Consider the following 17,222-nt stretch of genomic DNA (forward strand, 5'->3'; position numbering starts at 1 on the left):
CGGGTGGTAAAATGTCGGACTGCATCGTTCTTGCGCGGTACTTCGCGCAATTTTTACTTACCTCACGCTTTTCACTATCATGTCGCTTTCCACCCTCTCCGCCCTTTCCCCGCTTGACGGCCGCTACGCCGCCAAAACCGACAAGCTGCGCCCGATCCTGTCCGAGGCGGGTTTCATGCATCACCGCGTGAAGGTCGAAATCGCGTGGCTGCAAGCCTTGTCCAACGCGGGCTTCGCTGAAATCAAACCGTTTTCCGCCGCCGCAAACACGCTGCTTGACAAGCTTGCCGCCGAATTCAATGAAGCCGACGCGCAACGCATCAAGGAAATCGAAGCCGTTACCAACCACGATGTGAAAGCGGTCGAATACTGGCTGAAGGAAAAGGTGAAGGATGTGCCGGAGCTGGTTGCCGCTTCCGAATTCATTCACTTCGCCTGCACCTCTGAAGATATCAACAACACCTCGCACGGCATGATGCTGAAGGCGGCGCGCGACACTGTGGTATTGCCATCGCTGCAATCCGTGATCGCGAAGCTGACCGAATTGGCGCACGTCAATGCCGACTTGCCGATGCTATCGCGCACCCATGGCCAGCCGGCCAGCCCGACCACGCTCGGCAAGGAAATCGCCAACGTGGTGGCACGTCTGAAGCGCGCGGAACAGCGCATTGCCGCCGTCGAAATCCTCGGCAAGATGAACGGTGCGGTCGGCAACTACAATGCGCATCTGTCCGCCTATCCCGATTTCGACTGGGAGACGTTCTCGAAGAGCGTGATCGAACAGCGCCTCGGCCTGACCTTCAATCCATACACGATCCAGATCGAGCCGCACGACTACATGGCCGAAATGTTCGACGCCATCGCGCGCGCCAACACGATCCTGCTCGACCTGAACCGCGACGTCTGGGGCTACATTTCGCTCGGCTATTTCAAGCAGCGCACCAAGGCCGGTGAAATCGGTTCGTCCACCATGCCGCACAAGGTGAACCCGATCGACTTCGAGAATTCCGAGGGCAATCTCGGCCTCGCCAACGCCTTGCTCAAGCATCTCTCGGAGAAGCTGCCGGTATCGCGCTGGCAGCGCGACCTGACCGACTCCACCGTGTTGCGCAACATCGGCGTCGCCTTCGGCTACGCGGTGCTGGCGTATGACAGCTGCCTGCGCGGCTTGAACAAGCTGGAAGTCAATCCGGCCCGCCTGGCGGAAGACCTCGACGCGACATGGGAAGTGCTGGCCGAGCCGGTGCAGACCGTGATGCGTCGCTATGGCATCGAGAATCCGTATGAACAGTTGAAGGAACTGACGCGCGGCAAAGGCATTTCGAAGGAGGCCTTGCGCGACTTCATCAACGGCCTCGCCATCCCGCAGCAGGCGAAGGACCATCTGCTGGCGATGACGCCGGCCAATTACATCGGACACGCTGCCAAACTGGCCCGCAAGGTCTGATAATGGTTTGACATTTGATTTCGCTGCATGCGTTGCGGCCGGGAAACCGGCCGCTGCAGCAGCGAAATTTTTTTGCTATATTAGTCCTACCTCAAACTAATTAATTACAAGAAACATTGGCACTTCCAGTGTCATTCGACCGGAGATCCCGCAATGCAACGCTACACGATTCCCGCGATTGTCCTGCATTGGCTGACGGCCTTGCTGATCGTGTCCGCCTTCGCACTGGGGGTGACCATGGTCGACATTCCGGGGCTGACGCCGACGAAACTCAAATATTATTCATGGCACAAGTGGCTGGGCGTGACCGTGCTGGGATTGGCCTGCCTGCGAATCCTGTGGCGGCTGACCCATGCAGCGCCAGCCTATCCCGGCAACATGCCCGGCTGGCAGCAGAAAGCGGCGCATGCGCTGCACGGCTTGCTGTATCTACTGATTTTCGCGATCCCGCTATCGGGCTATTTCTACAGCCTCGCCGCCGGCGTGCCGGTGGTATATCTCGGCGTCGTGCCCCTGCCGGTCTTCATCGATGCCGATCCGGAATTGAAGGCCGTGCTCAAGCAGGTCCATTACGCATTCAACATGCTGCTGTTGAGCGCCATTGCCTTGCACCTGCTGGCGGCGCTCAAGCATCATTTCATCGACAAGGACGGCGTGCTCAAACGCATGCTGCCCTGACCTTTCACCCTCTCCACACAGGACGCGCCCATGCTGAACCGTTCCATTCTGCGCCGCACCGCTGCCGCCGTTGCGCTTGCACTCACATTGCCGGCCATTGCCGCCGCGCTCAAGACCGACCCATCCAGAAGCGCGGTGTCCGCCGTGTTCAAGCAAATGAATGTGCCGGTCGAAGGAAAGTTCAAGAAGTTCAACGCGCAGATCGACTTCGACAGCGCCAGGCCAGAGGCATCGAAAGCCAGCATGGAAATCGACATCGGCAGCTTCGACCTTGGCGACCCCGAATTCAACAAGGAAGCGCAGAAAAAGGAATGGTTCAACGGCGCGCAATATGCGAAAGCAAGCTTCGTCTCAAGCGCACTCAAGCCGGGCGCGGGCGGCAAGCTCGATGTCGCGGGCAAGCTCACCATCAAGGGCAAGACGGCCGACGTCAGCTTTCCGCTCACCGTGAAGAAGGAAGGCGCCAATCAGGTTTTTGAAGGCGCGCTGCCGATCAAGCGGCTGACCTTCAACATCGGAGAAGGCGAATGGAAGGACACCAGCATGGTCGCCGATGAAGTCGTCATCAAGTTCCGCGTCGTCACGGCGCAGTAGTCAGCAAGAAAACCCTCTCTCTCCAAGGAAGCCAAATGAAACTGAAGCACATCGCCGCCGCCCTGCTGGCAGTCAGCGCCACCTCCGCCTTTGCCGATGTCTACAACATCGAGCCGAACCATACGTACCCGAGCTTTGAAGCGGACCACCTGGGCATCTCGGTTTGGCGCGGCAAATTCACCAAAACCAGCGGCAAGATCAGTCTCGACCGTGCGGCGAAGACCGGTACCGTGGACATCGCGATCGAGGCCAATTCTCTCGATTTCGGCCACACCAAGATGAACGATCATGCCAAGTCCAAGGACATGTTCAATGTCGAGCAGTTCCCGACCATCACCTATAAGGGCAAGGCAATCAAGTTCGACGGCGACAAGCCGGTCGCGGTGGAAGGCGACCTGACGATGCTCGGCGTGACAAAACCCGTCACGCTCGCCATCGGCAAGTTCAAATGCATCCAGCATCCGATGTTCAAGCGCGAAGTGTGCGGAGCGGACGCCACCGCGGAGTTCAAGCGCACCGACTTCGGCCTGAATTACGGCACGCCGAGATTTGCATCTGAAGTGAAGCTCGCGATTCAGGTAGAAGCCATCAAGGCCGACTGATCGACCAGGCTCCATGCAAGCCGGTGACATGCGCACCGGCTTTTTTCTTTCTCGTCTTCCAATCGTCCACACCATGAAAGAGCGATTCCTGCGCAGCATCCGCCTGCTCGCCGAGTGCTATCACGCGTTCGAGCACATCTCCTCCATGCACGTGCGTTCGCTCAATCTCACACCTGCACAGTTCGACATCATCGCCACGCTCGGCAATACATCCGGCATGTCATTCAAGGAACTGGGCGAAAGGACGCTGATTACCAAGGGTACGCTGACCGGCGTCGTTGCGCGACTGGAAGGCAAGGGGCTGGTCGAACGCAGCACCAAACCCGAAGACCGGCGCAGCATGATCGTGCGGCTTACGGCAAAGGGACAGCACGAATTCGAGTGCGCCTTCGCCGAACACATGCAGTACTGCAGACAGCTTTTTGTGCAATACAGCGATGAGGAATTCTCCGCTCTGGAACGAGAGCTTGCGACACTGAAACAGCGGCTGGCAGCAGGCAATCCGACCAGTCAGTAAAAAGTAAGTCAGTAAAAAGTAAAAAAACCGGTTCGAAGACCGGCTTTTTTACGGGACAGGTATTGCGCGTCACACGACAGCGCCATCCGTTTCGTCCTTTTCCTTGACCGGCTTGATCAAATCCTCCCGCTTGATGCCCAGCCACATGGCCACGGCGGCCGCAACGAACACCGACGAGTAGATGCCGAACAGAATGCCGATGGTCAGGGCCAGAGCGAAGTTATGCAGGGTCGGGCCGCCGAACAAGAGCATCGACAGCACCATCATCTGGGTGCAGCCGTGCGTGATGATGGTACGGGAAATCGTGCTGGTGATCGCATTGTCGATCACTTCGATGACGGAAGCCTTGCGCAGCTTGCGGAAGTTTTCGCGAATCCGGTCGAAGATCACGACCGATTCGTTGACCGAATAGCCGAGCACCGCCAGTACGCCGGCCAGCACCGAGAGCGAGAACTCCCACTGGAAGAAGGCGAAGAAACCGAGGATGATCACCACGTCGTGCAGGTTGGCGATGATGGCGGAGACCGCGTACTTCCATTCGAAGCGGAGCGCGAGATAAATCATCACGCCGGCCACCACCATCACCAGCGCCATCAAGCCATCATGCGTGAGTTCCTCGCCGACCTGCGGCCCGACGAATTCGACCCGTTGCAGCTTCACGTCCGGGTCTTGCGCCTTCAGTGTGGAGATCACCTTCTCGCTTTGCTGCGCCGACGTGAGGCCCTTGATGAGCGGCATGCGGATCATCACGTCCTGCGCCGTGCCGAAGCTCTGCACTTGCGTGTCGGCAAATCCCAGACCTTCGATGGATTTGCGAATGCCTTCGATGTTCGCCGGCTTCGAATAGGTGACTTCCATCACCGTGCCGCCGGTAAATTCGACCGACAGATGCAGGCCCTTTTGCCAAAGGAAGAACACCGCCGCAACGAACGTGAGCAGAGAGATCACGTTGAAGAGCAGCGCATTGCGCATGAAGGGGATGTCTCTTTTGATGCGGAAAAATTCCATGTTGAATCCTGTTATCCAATGACGCTTTGCGCTATGCCTGACCGGGTTTCCAGATCTGGCCGATCGAGATCGAGGTGAGCTTCTTCTTGCGGCCGTACCACAGGTTGACCACGCCGCGCGACACGAACACCGCCGAGAAAATCGAGGTGAGAATCCCGAGACTGTGCACGACCGCGAAGCCGCGCACCGGGCCCGAACCGAAAATCAGCAGCGCAAGGCCGACAATCAGGGTCGTCACGTTGGAATCCAGAATCGTCGCCCACGCGCGGTCGAAACCGATGGCAATGGCAGCCTGCGGCGAATTGCCGGCACGTAGCTCTTCGCGAATGCGTTCATTGATCAGCACGTTGGCATCGATTGCCATGCCGAGCGCAAGCGCAATCGCCGCGATACCCGGGAGCGACAGCGTCGCCTGCAGCAGGGACAGCAGCGCGATCAGCAGGAACACGTTCACCGCCAGCGCCAGCACGCTGAAGAAGCCGAACAGATGGTAGTACAGCATCATGAAGACAGCGATCGCGAGGAAGCCGTACAGGGTTGACTTGAAGCCTTTCTCGATGTTGTCCGCGCCAAGCTGCGGGCCGATGGTGCGTTCCTCGATGATTTCCATCGGTGCCGCCAGCGAACCGGCGCGCAGCAGCAGCGCGAGGTCGGACGCCGCCTCGGACGAACCCATGCCGGTGATCTGGAAGCGCGAACCCAGCTCGTCGCGAATGGTGGCAACTGTCAGCACCTCGCCCTTGTTCTTTTCGAACAGCACGATCGCCATCGACTTGCCGACCTTCTCGCGCGTCGCGTCGCGCATCTTGCGGCCGCCGTCGCCGTTCAGATCGATGCTGACCGAGGGTTGCTGGTTCTGGTCGAAGCTGGCCGAGGCGTTGGAAATATAGTCGCCGGTGATCACAGGATCCCTGTACAGCACCACCGGCGCGCCCTTGCCGACCTTGAACAGCTCGGAGCCGAACGGCACTGTCGCCGTTTCCTCCGTGCCGCGCGTGACCGACTCATCGACCATGCGCACTTCCAGTGTCGCGGTGCGACCGATGATATCCTTCGCCCGCGAGACGTCCTGCACGCCCGGCAATTGCACCACGATGCGGTCCGCGCCCTGGCGCTGGATCAGCGGCTCGGCCACGCCGAGCTCGTTGACGCGCTTGGACAGGGTGGTAATGTTTTGCTGCACGGCGTTTTCAACCGTCTGCTTCAAGGCTTCCGGCTTCAACGCGGCGGTCAGCGTGAAGTCGGCATCGGCCGCTTCGGTCAGGGCCAGTTCCGGCAGTTGAGAGGCGATGACGTCCTTGGCCCTGGCGCGGGTTTCCGGCTCGCGGAACTTGATTTCGATGGCGTCGCCGCTGCGATTGATGCCGGCGTGACGCACATTCTTGTCGCGCAACACGCTGCGCACGCTGGACTGCAAGCCTTGCACGCGCTTGTTCATGACCGCCTTGATATCGACTTGCATCAGGAAGTGCACGCCGCCGCGCAGATCGAGGCCCAGCGACATCGGCAGGGCATGCAACGATTGCAGCCATGCCGGCGTATTCGACAGCAGATTGAAGGCGACGAGGTAGGTCGGATCGGCCGGATCGGCGTTCAACTCTTTCTCAAGCAGTGCCTTGGCCTTGAATTGCGTATCGGTATCGGCAAAGCGGGCGCGCACCGAACCGTGCGTGCCGCTGATGTCGTACATCACGCCCTCCGGCTTGAGGTCGGCCTTTTGCAGCGCCTGCTCGACGCGCGCCATCATCGCGCTGTCGACCTTCACGGTGGCCTTCGCGCTGCTGATCTGCACTGCGGGCGATTCGCCGAAGAAGTTGGGAATCGTGTACAGCGCGCCGAAGATCAGCGCGATGACGATGACAATGTATTTCCAGAGTGGATAGCGATTCATAGTGGTTCAGCGTTGAAAGTCGAGCACCGATGGCACTGGCGGCACCGATGCAACCGGTGCCGCACGTCAATCCGATTACAGCGATTTGATGGTGCCCTTGGGCAGCAGCGTTGCCACTGAGGCTTTTTGCGCGACGACTTCGGTGCCGTCGGCGATTTCGAGCGTGACGTAGGCATCGGTCACCTTGACGACCTTGCCGAGGATGCCGCCGGCGGTGACAACTTCATCGCCCTTGGCGAGCGCTTCCATCATGGACTTCTGTTCCTTCTGGCGCTTCATCTGCGGACGAATCATCAGGAAGTACAACACCACGAACATCAGGATGATTGGCAAAAAGCTCATCATGCTGCTTTCGGCGCCGGCCGGGGTTTGTGCAAATGCGTTGGAAATGAACACGTTACGCTCCAAGTTGTTGTAATGAATAAACCCCGCATTCTAGCATCGGGGCGTCGTTTTCTTGATCGGGAATCCACCTAGACGCCGCGGGCGCGATCCGCATGGAATTGGACAACGAATGCCTGGAATCGGTCGGCGTCGATGGCGGCCCGCATCTCGCGCATCAGTTGCAGGTAATAGTGAAGATTGTGAATGGTATTGAGCCGGGCGCCGAGGATTTCTCCGGCCCGATGCAAATGGTACAAGTAGGCGCGGGAAAAGTTGCGACATGCATAACATTCGCAGCTTTCGTCGAGCGGTTTCTCGTCATCCTTGTAACGTGCATTCTTGATCTTGAGGTCGCCGAAGCGCGTGAACAGCCAGCCGTTGCGCGCATTGCGCGTCGGCATCACGCAATCGAACATGTCCACGCCGTTGGCCACCCCAGCCACCAGATCTTCCGGCGTGCCGACGCCCATCAGATAATGCGGCTTGTCGGCCGGCAAGCGCGGACCGACATGTTCCAGCACACGCATCATGTCTTCCTTCGGCTCACCCACCGACAGGCCGCCGATGGCGTAGCCGTCGTAGCCGATTTCCTGCAGGCCGGCCAGCGACTCGTCGCGCAGATGCTCGAACATGCCGCCTTGCACGATGCCGAACAAGGCATTCGGATTTTCGCCCTTGTCGAATTCATCACGCGAGCGTTTGCCCCAGCGCAGGGACATGCGCATCGATGTCGCTGCTTCGGCCTCGGTCGCGGGACGGCCATTGATTTCATACGGCGTGCATTCGTCGAACTGCATCACGATGTCGGAATTGAGCACGCGCTGGATCTGCATCGAGATTTCCGGCGACAGGAACAGCTTATCGCCATTGATCGGCGAGGCGAACTTGACGCCCTCTTCCGTGATCTTGCGCATCGCACCGAGCGAGAACACCTGAAAGCCGCCAGAGTCGGTCAGGATCGGCTTGCTCCAGCCGATGAACCGATGCAGGCCGTCGAATTTGCTCACTACATCGAGGCCGGGCCGCAGCCACAGATGGAACGTGTTGCCGAGAATGATTTGCGCATCGATATCGTGCAGTTCGAGCGGCGACATCGCCTTCACCGAGCCGTAGGTGCCGACCGGCATGAAGATCGGCGTTTCGACCACGCCGTGATTGAGCGTCAGACGGCCGCGACGGGCCTTGCCGTCGGTCTTGATGAGTTTGAAATTCAGCATGTTGTTCCGGTTAGTAACATTGCATCGCCATAGCTGAAAAAGCGGTAGCGCTGCGCGATGGCATGCGCGTAGGCGGCGCGGATGCGCTCATAACCTGCAAAGGCAGAGACGAGCATCAGCAGGGTCGACTTGGGCAGGTGGAAATTGGTGATCAGTCGATCAACGGTTTTGAAGACATAGCCGGGTGTGATGAACAGTGCGGTATCCGCGCTGCCTGCTTGCAGCTCGCCCGATTGCGACGCGGATTCCAGCGCGCGCAGGCTGGTAGTGCCGACCGCGATGACATTGCGGCCTGCGGCCCTGGCGGCACGCACTGCATCAACGGTCGCCTGGGAAATGGTGTACCACTCGCTGTGCATCTTGTGTTCCGCAAGATTCTCGACGCGGACCGGCTGGAAGGTGCCGGCACCGACATGCAGCGTGACGAAGGCGCACTGCACGCCTTTCGCGTGCAACTTGTCGAGCAGCGCCTGATCGAAATGCAGCCCGGCGGTCGGTGCGGCGACCGCGCCCGGTTCCTTCGCATACACGGTCTGGTAGCGTTTTTCGTCGAACTCGTCCGCCGCGTGATCGATGTAAGGCGGCAACGGCAGGCGGCCATGCGCGTCGATCAGCTCGAACACATTCGACGGAAATTCCAGCGTGTAGAACTCGCCGGCCCGCTCGCCGACTGTCACATCGAACGCATCCGCCAGACGGATGCAACTGCCTGGCGGCGGCGACTTGGAAGCGCGCACCTGTGCATGCACGCTGCGGTCGTCGAGCACGCGCTCGATCAAGACTTCAACCTTGCCGCCGGTTTCCTTGACGCCGAAGAAGCGCGCCTTGAGCACGCGCGTGTCGTTGAATACCAGCAGATCGCCCGGCGTGAGCAGATCGACAATTTCCGAAAATGCACGATCGATCAACGCGTCGCCATCCACGTGCAGCAGACGCGACGCACTGCGCTCCGGCAGCGGCGTCTGCGCGATCAGTTCGGGAGGCAAGTCGAAATCGAAATCGGAAAGTGAATACATGCTACAGGCGTTGAGGATGTCGGGCGACGCGAAGACCTGCTATGGTTGCGTCATTTGCAAATTTGCAGCCATTGCATCGGCAATATGGCGGACGCGGCGGAATGCCGCAATCAAACCCGCTATTTTACGCCCTGCCAGCCCGTTACCGCTCTTACATACGTGATATGCCCGCCACCAAGGGAAAGCGCCCCGCATCAGAAAAAAGCAAGGTGAACACCGGCGCGGCCAGACTCGCCAAACTCGGCCTGCGCTCGGACATGGACCTGGTGCTGCATCTGCCGCTGCGTTACGAGGATGAAACGAAGGTCGTGCCGATTCGCGAAGCGGACTTCATGGCCGGCAGCGCGCCGCAGGTGGAAGGCATCGTTACCTCCTGCGAAATTCAATACCGGCCGCGCCGGCAATTGGTGGTGACGGTCGCGGACGAGACCAGCCAGCTGGTGATGCGCTTTCTCAATTTCTACGGCAGCCAGGTCAAGCAGTTGGCGCAAGGCGTGCGCGTGCGTGCGCGAGGAGAAGTGCGTCACGGTTTTTTCGGCGCGGAGATGGTGCATCCGACGTACAAGATCGTGCAGGAAGGTGATCCGCTGCCGACTGCGTTGACGCCTGTCTATCCCTCGGGAGAAGGCTTGTCGCAAGCCTATCTGCGCAAGGCGATCGCCAATGCCATGACTCGCATCGACTGGCGCGACACGCTGTCGCCGGCGCTGCTGTCGTCCTTGCAGCTGGGTTCGTTCGACGCAGCCGTGAAATTGCTGCACAACCCGCCGCCCGCGGTGGACGAGCATGCACTGGCAGACCGCTCTCACCCGGCATGGACGCGCATGAAGTTCGACGAATTGCTGGCGCAGCAGTTGTCGCTCAAGCGTGCGCAGGCAGCACGGCGCGCCAGGAGCGCCGCCGTACTGCCTGTCGTCGGCGGCTTGTCGAACTCCTTCCTCGCCGCCCTGCCCTTCACATTGACTGCCGCGCAGCAGCGCGTGCTGGCAGAAATCCGCGCCGATCTGGTGGAACCGTTCCCGATGCAGCGCCTGTTGCAGGGCGATGTCGGCAGCGGCAAGACCGTGGTCGCGGCACTGGCGGCGGCGCAAGCCATCGACAGCGGCTATCAGGCTGCGCTGATGGCGCCGACCGAGATTCTGGCTGAACAGCATTTCCGCAAGATCGCGCAGTGGATGGAGCCGCTCGGTGTGCGCGTGGCGTGGCTGACCGGCAGTTTGAAGAAGAAGGAAAAAAACGAGGCGCAGGCGCTGATCGAATCCGGCGCAGCGCAACTCGTGATCGGCACGCATGCGCTGATCCAGGAGGGCGTCGAGTTCGCCAGGCTCGGTCTCGTGATCGTGGACGAGCAGCATCGCTTCGGCGTCGGCCAGCGTCTCGCGTTGCGCAACAAGGGGGCCAGCGGGCAGAGCGTGCCGCATCAATTGATGATGTCGGCCACGCCGATTCCGCGCACGCTGGCGATGACCTACTACGCCGATCTTGAAGTGTCGGTGATCGACGAATTGCCGCCGGGACGCACGCCGATCGTCACGCGCGTGCTCGACCAGAACCGGCGCGAGGAAGTGATCGCGCGCATCCACGCCGCCGCGCTCGAAGGCCGGCAGGTGTACTGGGTGTGCCCGCTGATCGAGGAATCCGAAGCGCTGCAATTGCAGACCGCGACCGACACGCACGCCACGCTGGCGGAAGCCTTGCCCGACTTGCGGGTGGGGCTGGTGCACGGGCGCATGAAACCGGTCGAAAAGCAGATGGTGATGGATGCCTTCATTCGCGGCGACACGCATGTGCTGGTCGCCACCACCGTGATCGAAGTCGGGGTCGATGTGCCGAATGCCTCGCTGATGGTGATCGAGCATGCGGAACGCTTCGGCCTGTCGCAGCTGCATCAGCTGCGCGGGCGTGTCGGGCGCGGCACGGCGGCGAGCGTGTGCCTGCTGCTGTACCAGAGCCCGCTCGGCCCGACCGCAAAGCAGCGGTTGGCGACCATGCGCGAGACGACCGACGGCTTCGAGATCGCGCGGCGCGACCTCGAGATTCGCGGACCGGGTGAATTCCTTGGCGCACGGCAATCCGGCGAGGCGATGCTGCGCTTTGCCGATCTGCAAACCGATCAATGGCTGGTGGACAAGGCGCGCAATGTTGCACAGATGCTCTTGCGCGACGACCCGGCAACCGTGGATGCGCATCTGGCGCGCTGGTTGGGCGGGCGCGAGGAGTTCCTGAAGGTGTAGACAGTGCGGGGCTTGCCGGCCTGTCATTCCGAGTGCAGTGAAGAACCTCACGCGATCGTGGTTGCATTGCGGTTTGAGATTCCTCATTACATTCGGAATGACAGCAGGACGCCATCTTGCCGGCGCCATCAAACTCATGAGCGGTCGCAGCGCGATTTGCACATCGCGATTTATACTAAGCACTCCACGCCATGGCATTACCGTAACAAATTACCTCAACCAATCGCGCGGCTGATTTCCTCCAAGTACATTCATGACCCTGACTGAACTGAAATACATTGTTGCCGTCGCCCGTGAAAGGCATTTCGGTCATGCGGCCGAAGCCTGCTTCGTGGCCCAGCCGACCTTGTCGGTCGCCATCAAGAAGCTGGAAGACGAACTCGGCGTCGTCATCTTCGAACGCGGCGGCTCCGAAATTTCGATGACGCCGCTCGGTGCGCAAATCGTGGCGCAGGCCGAACGCGTGCTGGAGCAAACGGCGGCCATCAAGGAAATTGCCAAGCAGAACAAGGATCCGCTGGCCGGGCCGTTGCGACTGGGCGTGATCTACACCGTCGCGCCCTACCTGCTGCCGCCGCTGGTCAAGATCATGATCGAGCGCGTGCCGCAGATGCCGCTGGTGCTGCAGGAAAACTTCACCGTGCGCCTGATCGAGTTGCTGCGCCAAGGCGAACTGGATGCGGCCATCATGGCTCTGCCATTCGCCGATCAGGGATTGATGGTGCAGCCGCTGTACGATGAACCCTTCGTGGTCGCGGTGCCGAAGAATCATGCATGGGCGCAGCGTCATGCCATCAACGCGCAAGAACTGAAATCGGAAACCATGCTGCTTCTGGGCAATGGCCATTGCTTCCGCGACCAGGTGCTGGAAGTCTGTCCTGAAATGTCGCGCTTCTCGACGTCGGGCGACGGCATCGCGCGCACGTTTGAAGGTTCGTCGCTGGAAACGATACGTCACATGGTGGCATCCGGCATCGGCATCACCGTGCTGCCGAGGGCGTCGGTGCCCGACATGCATACCAGAGACGGCATGCTGCGCTACATTCCCTTCAACGAGCCTGCGCCGTCGCGCCGCGTGGTGATCGCCTGGCGCAAGAGCTTCACGCGGCTCGCCGCGATTGAAGCCGTGCGCGATGCGGTGCTGTCCTGCGATCTGCACGGCGCGACGATGCTGAACGGGGCGGAAACGGCCGAGGCGGCATAGCTCTGCTGCCATGTCGACATCGTTGCAGTCGACAACCCCGTGACCATCATCCGAGTGGTCTTCGTCAGTGATCGGAAAGGATGTCGTTGACCTCGTCGAGCAAAGGCGATGGCGTAGTGAGGAGACTTTGAACTCGCTGACGATCCAACAATAGCCAGTTGTCGATATTGTCGCGTTCCAGCTTTACACCGAAGTTGCGCTGATCACCAAACACGCGGGCGATGACAAGATCACCGAGTTCCTTCTTGAAGTGCCCAGCCTCCCAATAGTGGGCGAGATGGGTTTTTCGATCACCCTTTATCGGGATCGCTTCACGTGTTTCCGGTGCGACGCCACTGAAATCCCACACTTCGACGCTATTGCCGCGGGAGCGCTGACTTTCCGCAACAGCAAATACGAGTCGCTTCCAATCCGAGAACAGCCCCCCCATCCCCAAACGTTCGATCATCATGCGAATTTGCGCATGGTAGGGATAGATGATGATGTGGGTCTTGGCACCGGCTTGCGCAAGCGTATCGAGAATGGCCTTCACCGCTTGCTCATCGTCAGACACACCGCCATCAGTAGGGCGCAAGCGTAACGGCTTGTGCGTCCATTTGCGAAAGTTCTCTTCTGCTCGTTGTCGGAACAGAACGTATTGGCCGCTTTGCTCCACTTCCGGGATGTAGTGGTACAAGGGGTTGAACCCGCGTTCAGTCAGAGTGGCTGGATAGCGCGATCGCTGGAGAAATAGCGTCGCGAGTGAATCGCGAACACCTGTGATGGAGAAGACGGATTCGGCAAAGAAGCGGACATCCAGCCGCGGCGCCGGGTCTGTTCGCAGCGTTGGTAGCGGGCGTGATGATGTCCCACCCAGAAAATCAAAAAACTCGACTCCCAGAATAATTTTCATGGGAAGACAATTAGCCGCTTGCAACCAAAGAATCTGCCGATAGCTGGTCGTCGCGGACGTGCCTGGAATGGCATGGTTGTATGCAGACAGTCCCTGTGTTGCCAGCGCGATGCTCTCCGGGTCAAATCCAATTTCAGCACGTGAATTGCCGAAGATGCCAACGTCCGAACAAAGATGTCGGGCGCTTGCGTAGCGGACAAATTCGCGGTGATGATCCGGGTAGGGTTTGATGGCACTGATCCCGGCAATGCGCGGCGAGGAAAACACGCCGAGAGGATCGATGAAAACATTGAACACACCGACCACCACTATCGTGACAGCGGTCGTGGCAAGCATCCATCGAAGGTATTTTGTCCAATTTTGGACGGAAGGGGACTTTTGCATCAGAATTGAAAATAGAGAAATTCCGTGGGACGGCTAAGTGCCAATACGCCAAGTGCGAACAACAATCCGACAACCATCGCGCTGCGTCTTTGCGGCATCCATGCAAGGCGATGGCCCCGCTCAAAACCGACGTGGCTTTCGTCGGGTAATGCAGGCTCGAAACGTCTCATGATTTCTTGCGTGTTGGGTGTAAGGAATGCAATCAACGCGCTAACGACGATCCAGCACCATGTTTCAAAAAACGTTGCACCACCGCCCAGATAGCTCTTGATGCCGACATGGTCGAGCGCCTGTGCGAGCGGGCCAAGCCGCGTCACCATGGCGTCCGGCAACGCAGCTCCTGCGCTCCCTGCCATGCCCATGATGATGCGGTTAGCGGTCGCAACGTCGGGGGCACGAAAATACACCCAAGCGACAACCACGCTCAAAAACGTCAACATCACGCTAAAAACACCGGCATACCGTGGCGGCAAACGGAATGGGGTTCGACGGCATATGGATTTCCAATGTTGATTGACCACCAAAAAACCTCCGTGGAGCAGCCCCCAAATGGCAAAATTCCACCCCGCGCCATGCCATAGTCCGCCAAGAACCATCGTCGTCATCAGGTTGATTTGGCGACGCGTCGCGCCGTGGCGATTGCCGCCAAGCGGGATGTAAAGGTAGTCGCGCAGGAAACGCGACAGCGTCATATGCCAGCGACGCCAGAACTCGGCGATATTGTGCGATTTGTATGGCGAATTGAAATTGAGCGGTAAGCGCACGCCAAACAACCTGGAAAGACCAATGGCCATATCCGAGTAACCGGAAAAATCAAAGTAAAGCTGGAACGTGTACGTCAATGCGCCGCCCCACGCCAGAAAGAACGAGGGAGTGCTTGCCTGGGCGGAAAAAATGGGATTGGCATACGTGGACAAGTTGTCTGCAATCAGAACCTTCTTTGCGAGCCCTATCGCAAAAATCGTCAGCCCAATGGCAAAATTTTCGGCTCGCGCATAGTAATTACGACCATCATCGAACTGGGGCATCATCTCCTTGTGATGTAACACCGGGCCAGCAACAAGGTGGGGGAAGTAAGTAACAAACAGCACGTAATTGACGAATCGGTATTCCCTCACCTTTCCGGCCCAGGCATCGACAAGAAAGGCAATCTGGGTAAACGTAAAGAAGGAAATGCCTATCGGAAGAATAACGCCCAGAACCGGCCAATTTGTTTCAAATACGGCATTTGCGCTTGTCACGAAAAAGTCGGCGTACTTGTAGTAGCCCAAGAGCAGCACATTCGCAGCGATCGCGACGATCAGTGCCGTGCGTGCCTTTATTTTCCCTGCATGAGAGGCGATGTAACTGCCGGCAAGATAATTGACGCAGATGGACCCAAGCAGCAAGGCAATGTATCGGGAATCCCACCATGCATAAAAAAACAATGAACATGCGGCGAGCCAGTTGGCGCCGACACTCTTGCCAAAACGTCCCAATAGGAAAAAGCCAAGAAGGGAAAGCGGTAGGAAGACCAGCAGAAAAAAGTAGGAATTAAATAGCATTTCTTGACGAAGCCATGCGGGAGCTCAAGGGAGTCGCGCTGACCGCAACATCTTGCATTGATGCAAAATATGCATTTTATCGTCAATTCGTACTCAATCTTCCTATCGGGAACGATTCAGATGCGTAAATGTCCGCAATTGCAAGGAACGCATGCAGCGGCCTGTCGAACCCTGGCAAGGTGCGTTTTTTCAGGAATGGGGGCCAGACGCCAATCGATGCGACGTACGATATCCGGCGCTTATAATCCAATCCAACTTTGTCGCCCTATCCCAGCCCATGAACCGACTCAAACTCTACGTCCAGCTGGTACGACTGGACAAACCCATCGGCATCTTGCTCCTATTGTGGCCTACCCTGATCGCCTTGTGGCTGGCATCCGACGGCAGGCCCGACTGGAGGCTGGTCGTCATCTTCACGCTGGGCACGGTGCTGATGCGTTCGGCCGGCTGCGCGATCAACGACTATGCCGACCGCGATTTCGACCGGCACGTGAAGCGCACCGCGCAGCGCCCGCTCACCAGCGGCAGAATCGCCGCATGGGAGGCGGTCGCGGTGGCGGCGGTGCTGGCGCTGATCGCGTTCGCGCTGATCCTGCCGCTCAATGCGCTGACCAAGCAATTGTCGGTGGCGGCAGTGCTGATCGCGGCCAGCTATCCGTACTTCAAGCGCTTCTTCGCGATCCCGCAGGCCTATCTCGGCATCGCGTTCGGCTTCGGCATCCCGATGGCGTTTGCCGCCGTGCTCGGCACCGTGCCGCCGGCAGGCTGGCTGCTATTGATCGGCAATATCTTCTGGGCGGTTGCCTACGATACGGAATATGCGATGGTGGACCGCGACGACGACCTGAAGATCGGCATCAAGACCTCCGCGATCACCTTCGGGCGCTTCGATGTGGCAGCGGTGATGCTGTGCTACGCGATGACGTTTGCCATCACGCTGGTGGTGGGTTGGCAATACGGCCTGCGCATCTGGTTCCTCGGCGGATTGTTGCTGGCGGCGGGATGCGCGGCCTATCACTACACGCTCATTCGCGATCGCGACCGCCTGCGCTGCTTCGCCGCCTTCCGTCACAATAACTGGCTGGGTGCTGCGGTGTTTGCCGGCGTTGCACTGGATTATGCATTGCGCTGACTAGCCTTCGCATGGCGCAGGTGACTGACATAGTTTGACACCGCGCAAAGTGACAGCGCGACCGTTCCCTACACTCGAACAGGGACTTTTTCAACCAGACGGGACATGCCATGAACAACTCAGAGAAACTCTCCGAGAGCCGGGAAAAATTGATCAACGACATGAAGTCGATGAAAGAGAATGCCGAGGAAATGCTGGAGAGTGCCGGCGAGCAAGCCAGTTCGAAATACGAGTCGGCACGCGCACGTTTTCGTTCCACCATGCACGATGCCAAGGGTAATTTCAACGCGGCACAAGAGCGGCTGGTTACCGGGTCAAAGGATGCGATGGACACGGCGGATCAGTATGTGCATGAAAAACCGTGGCAGGCGGTTGGCATTGGCGCCATCGCCGGATTGCTCGTGGGTCTATTGCTCCACCGTAAATAGCACGACGGAGATCGAAATCAGCGGCGCACCGGGAGGCGCCGCTGACCATC

The 17,222-nt window shown here is 59.0% G+C and carries 16 protein-coding genes; 9 read left to right on the top strand and 7 right to left on the bottom strand.

The window, feature by feature from the left end:
* The first annotated feature begins 79 nt into the window (after positions 1-79).
* The 5 genes from purB to D3870_RS14885 all read left to right on the top strand — a co-directional run bounded on the left by purB (position 80) and on the right by D3870_RS14885 (position 3,838).
* A complete protein-coding gene (gene purB, locus D3870_RS14865) occupies positions 80-1,447 on the top strand; it encodes an adenylosuccinate lyase (protein ID WP_119740267.1) in 1,368 nt (455 codons plus the stop codon).
* Positions 1,448-1,600: 153 nt separating this feature from the next.
* A complete protein-coding gene (locus D3870_RS14870; RefSeq protein WP_119740269.1) occupies positions 1,601-2,125 on the top strand; it encodes a cytochrome b in 525 nt (174 codons plus the stop codon).
* Positions 2,126-2,155: 30 nt separating this feature from the next.
* A complete protein-coding gene (locus D3870_RS14875) occupies positions 2,156-2,719 on the top strand; it encodes a YceI family protein (RefSeq protein WP_119740271.1) in 564 nt (187 codons plus the stop codon).
* 35 nt (positions 2,720-2,754) lie between these two features.
* The gene (locus tag D3870_RS14880) at positions 2,755-3,321 is read left to right on the top strand and encodes a YceI family protein (RefSeq protein ID WP_119740273.1); all 567 of its coding nucleotides are present in this window, start codon (positions 2,755-2,757) and stop codon (positions 3,319-3,321) included.
* Between the two features lie 13 nt (positions 3,322-3,334).
* Positions 3,335-3,838 carry a MarR family winged helix-turn-helix transcriptional regulator gene (locus tag D3870_RS14885; protein WP_340638446.1) on the top strand — a complete coding sequence of 168 codons (504 nt, stop codon included), beginning with the start codon at positions 3,335-3,337 and terminating at the stop codon, positions 3,836-3,838.
* Positions 3,839-3,907: 69 nt separating this feature from the next.
* Here D3870_RS14885 and secF read toward each other — a convergent pair whose 3' ends face one another.
* From secF to queA, 5 genes are all read right to left on the bottom strand, one after another.
* Positions 3,908-4,846 (bottom strand): protein translocase subunit SecF, encoded by a 939-nt coding sequence (secF, locus tag D3870_RS14890; RefSeq protein WP_119740276.1) that lies wholly within the window; start codon positions 4,844-4,846, stop codon positions 3,908-3,910.
* A 31-nt stretch (positions 4,847-4,877) separates the two neighbouring features.
* A complete protein-coding gene (gene secD / locus D3870_RS14895) occupies positions 4,878-6,737 on the bottom strand; it encodes a protein translocase subunit SecD (protein ID WP_119740278.1) in 1,860 nt (619 codons plus the stop codon).
* A 75-nt stretch (positions 6,738-6,812) separates the two neighbouring features.
* Positions 6,813-7,082 carry a preprotein translocase subunit YajC gene (yajC, locus tag D3870_RS14900; RefSeq protein WP_242490084.1) on the bottom strand — a complete coding sequence of 90 codons (270 nt, stop codon included), beginning with the start codon at positions 7,080-7,082 and terminating at the stop codon, positions 6,813-6,815.
* A gap of 128 nt (positions 7,083-7,210) precedes the next feature.
* Positions 7,211-8,338, bottom strand: a complete 1,128-nt coding sequence (gene tgt / locus D3870_RS14905) for a tRNA guanosine(34) transglycosylase Tgt (RefSeq protein ID WP_119740282.1) — start codon at positions 8,336-8,338, stop codon at positions 7,211-7,213.
* Positions 8,332-9,354 carry a tRNA preQ1(34) S-adenosylmethionine ribosyltransferase-isomerase QueA gene (gene queA, locus D3870_RS14910; RefSeq protein ID WP_119740284.1) on the bottom strand — a complete coding sequence of 341 codons (1,023 nt, stop codon included), beginning with the start codon at positions 9,352-9,354 and terminating at the stop codon, positions 8,332-8,334. The genes tgt and queA overlap by 7 nt, the downstream gene beginning before the upstream one ends.
* Before the next feature lie 164 nt (positions 9,355-9,518).
* On the opposite strand from queA, the gene recG reads away from it, so the two are divergent.
* Positions 9,519-11,588, top strand: coding sequence for an ATP-dependent DNA helicase RecG (gene recG / locus D3870_RS14915; RefSeq protein ID WP_119740286.1), 2,070 nt, complete (start codon positions 9,519-9,521; stop codon positions 11,586-11,588).
* A gap of 253 nt (positions 11,589-11,841) precedes the next feature.
* Positions 11,842-12,792 (top strand): hydrogen peroxide-inducible genes activator, encoded by a 951-nt coding sequence (locus D3870_RS14920; RefSeq protein WP_119740288.1) that lies wholly within the window; start codon positions 11,842-11,844, stop codon positions 12,790-12,792.
* Between the two features lie 64 nt (positions 12,793-12,856).
* On the opposite strand, the gene D3870_RS14925 is transcribed toward D3870_RS14920, so the two are convergent.
* Positions 12,857-14,020: a hypothetical protein gene (locus D3870_RS14925; RefSeq protein ID WP_147375804.1), complete on the bottom strand. Its 1,164-nt coding sequence runs from the start codon at positions 14,018-14,020 to the stop codon at positions 12,857-12,859.
* A 47-nt stretch (positions 14,021-14,067) separates the two neighbouring features.
* Positions 14,068-15,612, bottom strand: coding sequence for an MBOAT family O-acyltransferase (locus tag D3870_RS14930; protein WP_119740292.1), 1,545 nt, complete (start codon positions 15,610-15,612; stop codon positions 14,068-14,070).
* A 277-nt stretch (positions 15,613-15,889) separates the two neighbouring features.
* Between D3870_RS14930 and ubiA the strand changes: the two genes are divergently transcribed.
* A complete protein-coding gene (gene ubiA / locus D3870_RS14935; protein WP_119740294.1) occupies positions 15,890-16,744 on the top strand; it encodes a 4-hydroxybenzoate octaprenyltransferase in 855 nt (284 codons plus the stop codon).
* A gap of 110 nt (positions 16,745-16,854) precedes the next feature.
* Positions 16,855-17,172, top strand: a complete 318-nt coding sequence (locus D3870_RS14940) for an ElaB/YgaM/YqjD family protein (protein WP_119740295.1) — start codon at positions 16,855-16,857, stop codon at positions 17,170-17,172.
* Positions 17,173-17,222: the final 50 nt, after the last annotated feature.

The organism is Noviherbaspirillum cavernae, assembly GCF_003590875.1.
Lineage (GTDB): Bacteria > Pseudomonadota > Gammaproteobacteria > Burkholderiales > Burkholderiaceae_D > Noviherbaspirillum > Noviherbaspirillum cavernae.

What these genes read in the sequence shown, in the direction of transcription:
- D3870_RS14880 (WP_119740273.1), top strand. Translation starts at nt 2,755, where the DNA reads ATGAAACTGAAGCACATCGCCGCCGCCCTGCTGGCAGTCAGCGCCACC.
- D3870_RS14940 (WP_119740295.1), top strand. Translation starts at nt 16,855, where the DNA reads ATGAACAACTCAGAGAAACTCTCCGAGAGCCGGGAAAAATTGATCAAC.
- tgt (WP_119740282.1), bottom strand. Translation starts at nt 8,338, where the DNA reads ATGCTGAATTTCAAACTCATCAAGACCGACGGCAAGGCCCGTCGCGGC.
- D3870_RS14920 (WP_119740288.1), top strand. Translation starts at nt 11,842, where the DNA reads ATGACCCTGACTGAACTGAAATACATTGTTGCCGTCGCCCGTGAAAGG.
- secF (WP_119740276.1), bottom strand. Translation starts at nt 4,846, where the DNA reads ATGGAATTTTTCCGCATCAAAAGAGACATCCCCTTCATGCGCAATGCG.
- D3870_RS14885 (WP_340638446.1), top strand. Translation starts at nt 3,335, where the DNA reads ATGCAAGCCGGTGACATGCGCACCGGCTTTTTTCTTTCTCGTCTTCCA.
- yajC (WP_242490084.1), bottom strand. Translation starts at nt 7,082, where the DNA reads ATGATGAGCTTTTTGCCAATCATCCTGATGTTCGTGGTGTTGTACTTC.
- D3870_RS14870 (WP_119740269.1), top strand. Translation starts at nt 1,601, where the DNA reads ATGCAACGCTACACGATTCCCGCGATTGTCCTGCATTGGCTGACGGCC.
- purB (WP_119740267.1), top strand. Translation starts at nt 80, where the DNA reads ATGTCGCTTTCCACCCTCTCCGCCCTTTCCCCGCTTGACGGCCGCTAC.
- queA (WP_119740284.1), bottom strand. Translation starts at nt 9,354, where the DNA reads ATGTATTCACTTTCCGATTTCGATTTCGACTTGCCTCCCGAACTGATC.
- ubiA (WP_119740294.1), top strand. Translation starts at nt 15,890, where the DNA reads ATGAACCGACTCAAACTCTACGTCCAGCTGGTACGACTGGACAAACCC.
- D3870_RS14875 (WP_119740271.1), top strand. Translation starts at nt 2,156, where the DNA reads ATGCTGAACCGTTCCATTCTGCGCCGCACCGCTGCCGCCGTTGCGCTT.
- D3870_RS14925 (WP_147375804.1), bottom strand. Translation starts at nt 14,020, where the DNA reads ATGCTTGCCACGACCGCTGTCACGATAGTGGTGGTCGGTGTGTTCAAT.
- recG (WP_119740286.1), top strand. Translation starts at nt 9,519, where the DNA reads ATGCCCGCCACCAAGGGAAAGCGCCCCGCATCAGAAAAAAGCAAGGTG.
- secD (WP_119740278.1), bottom strand. Translation starts at nt 6,737, where the DNA reads ATGAATCGCTATCCACTCTGGAAATACATTGTCATCGTCATCGCGCTG.
- D3870_RS14930 (WP_119740292.1), bottom strand. Translation starts at nt 15,612, where the DNA reads ATGCTATTTAATTCCTACTTTTTTCTGCTGGTCTTCCTACCGCTTTCC.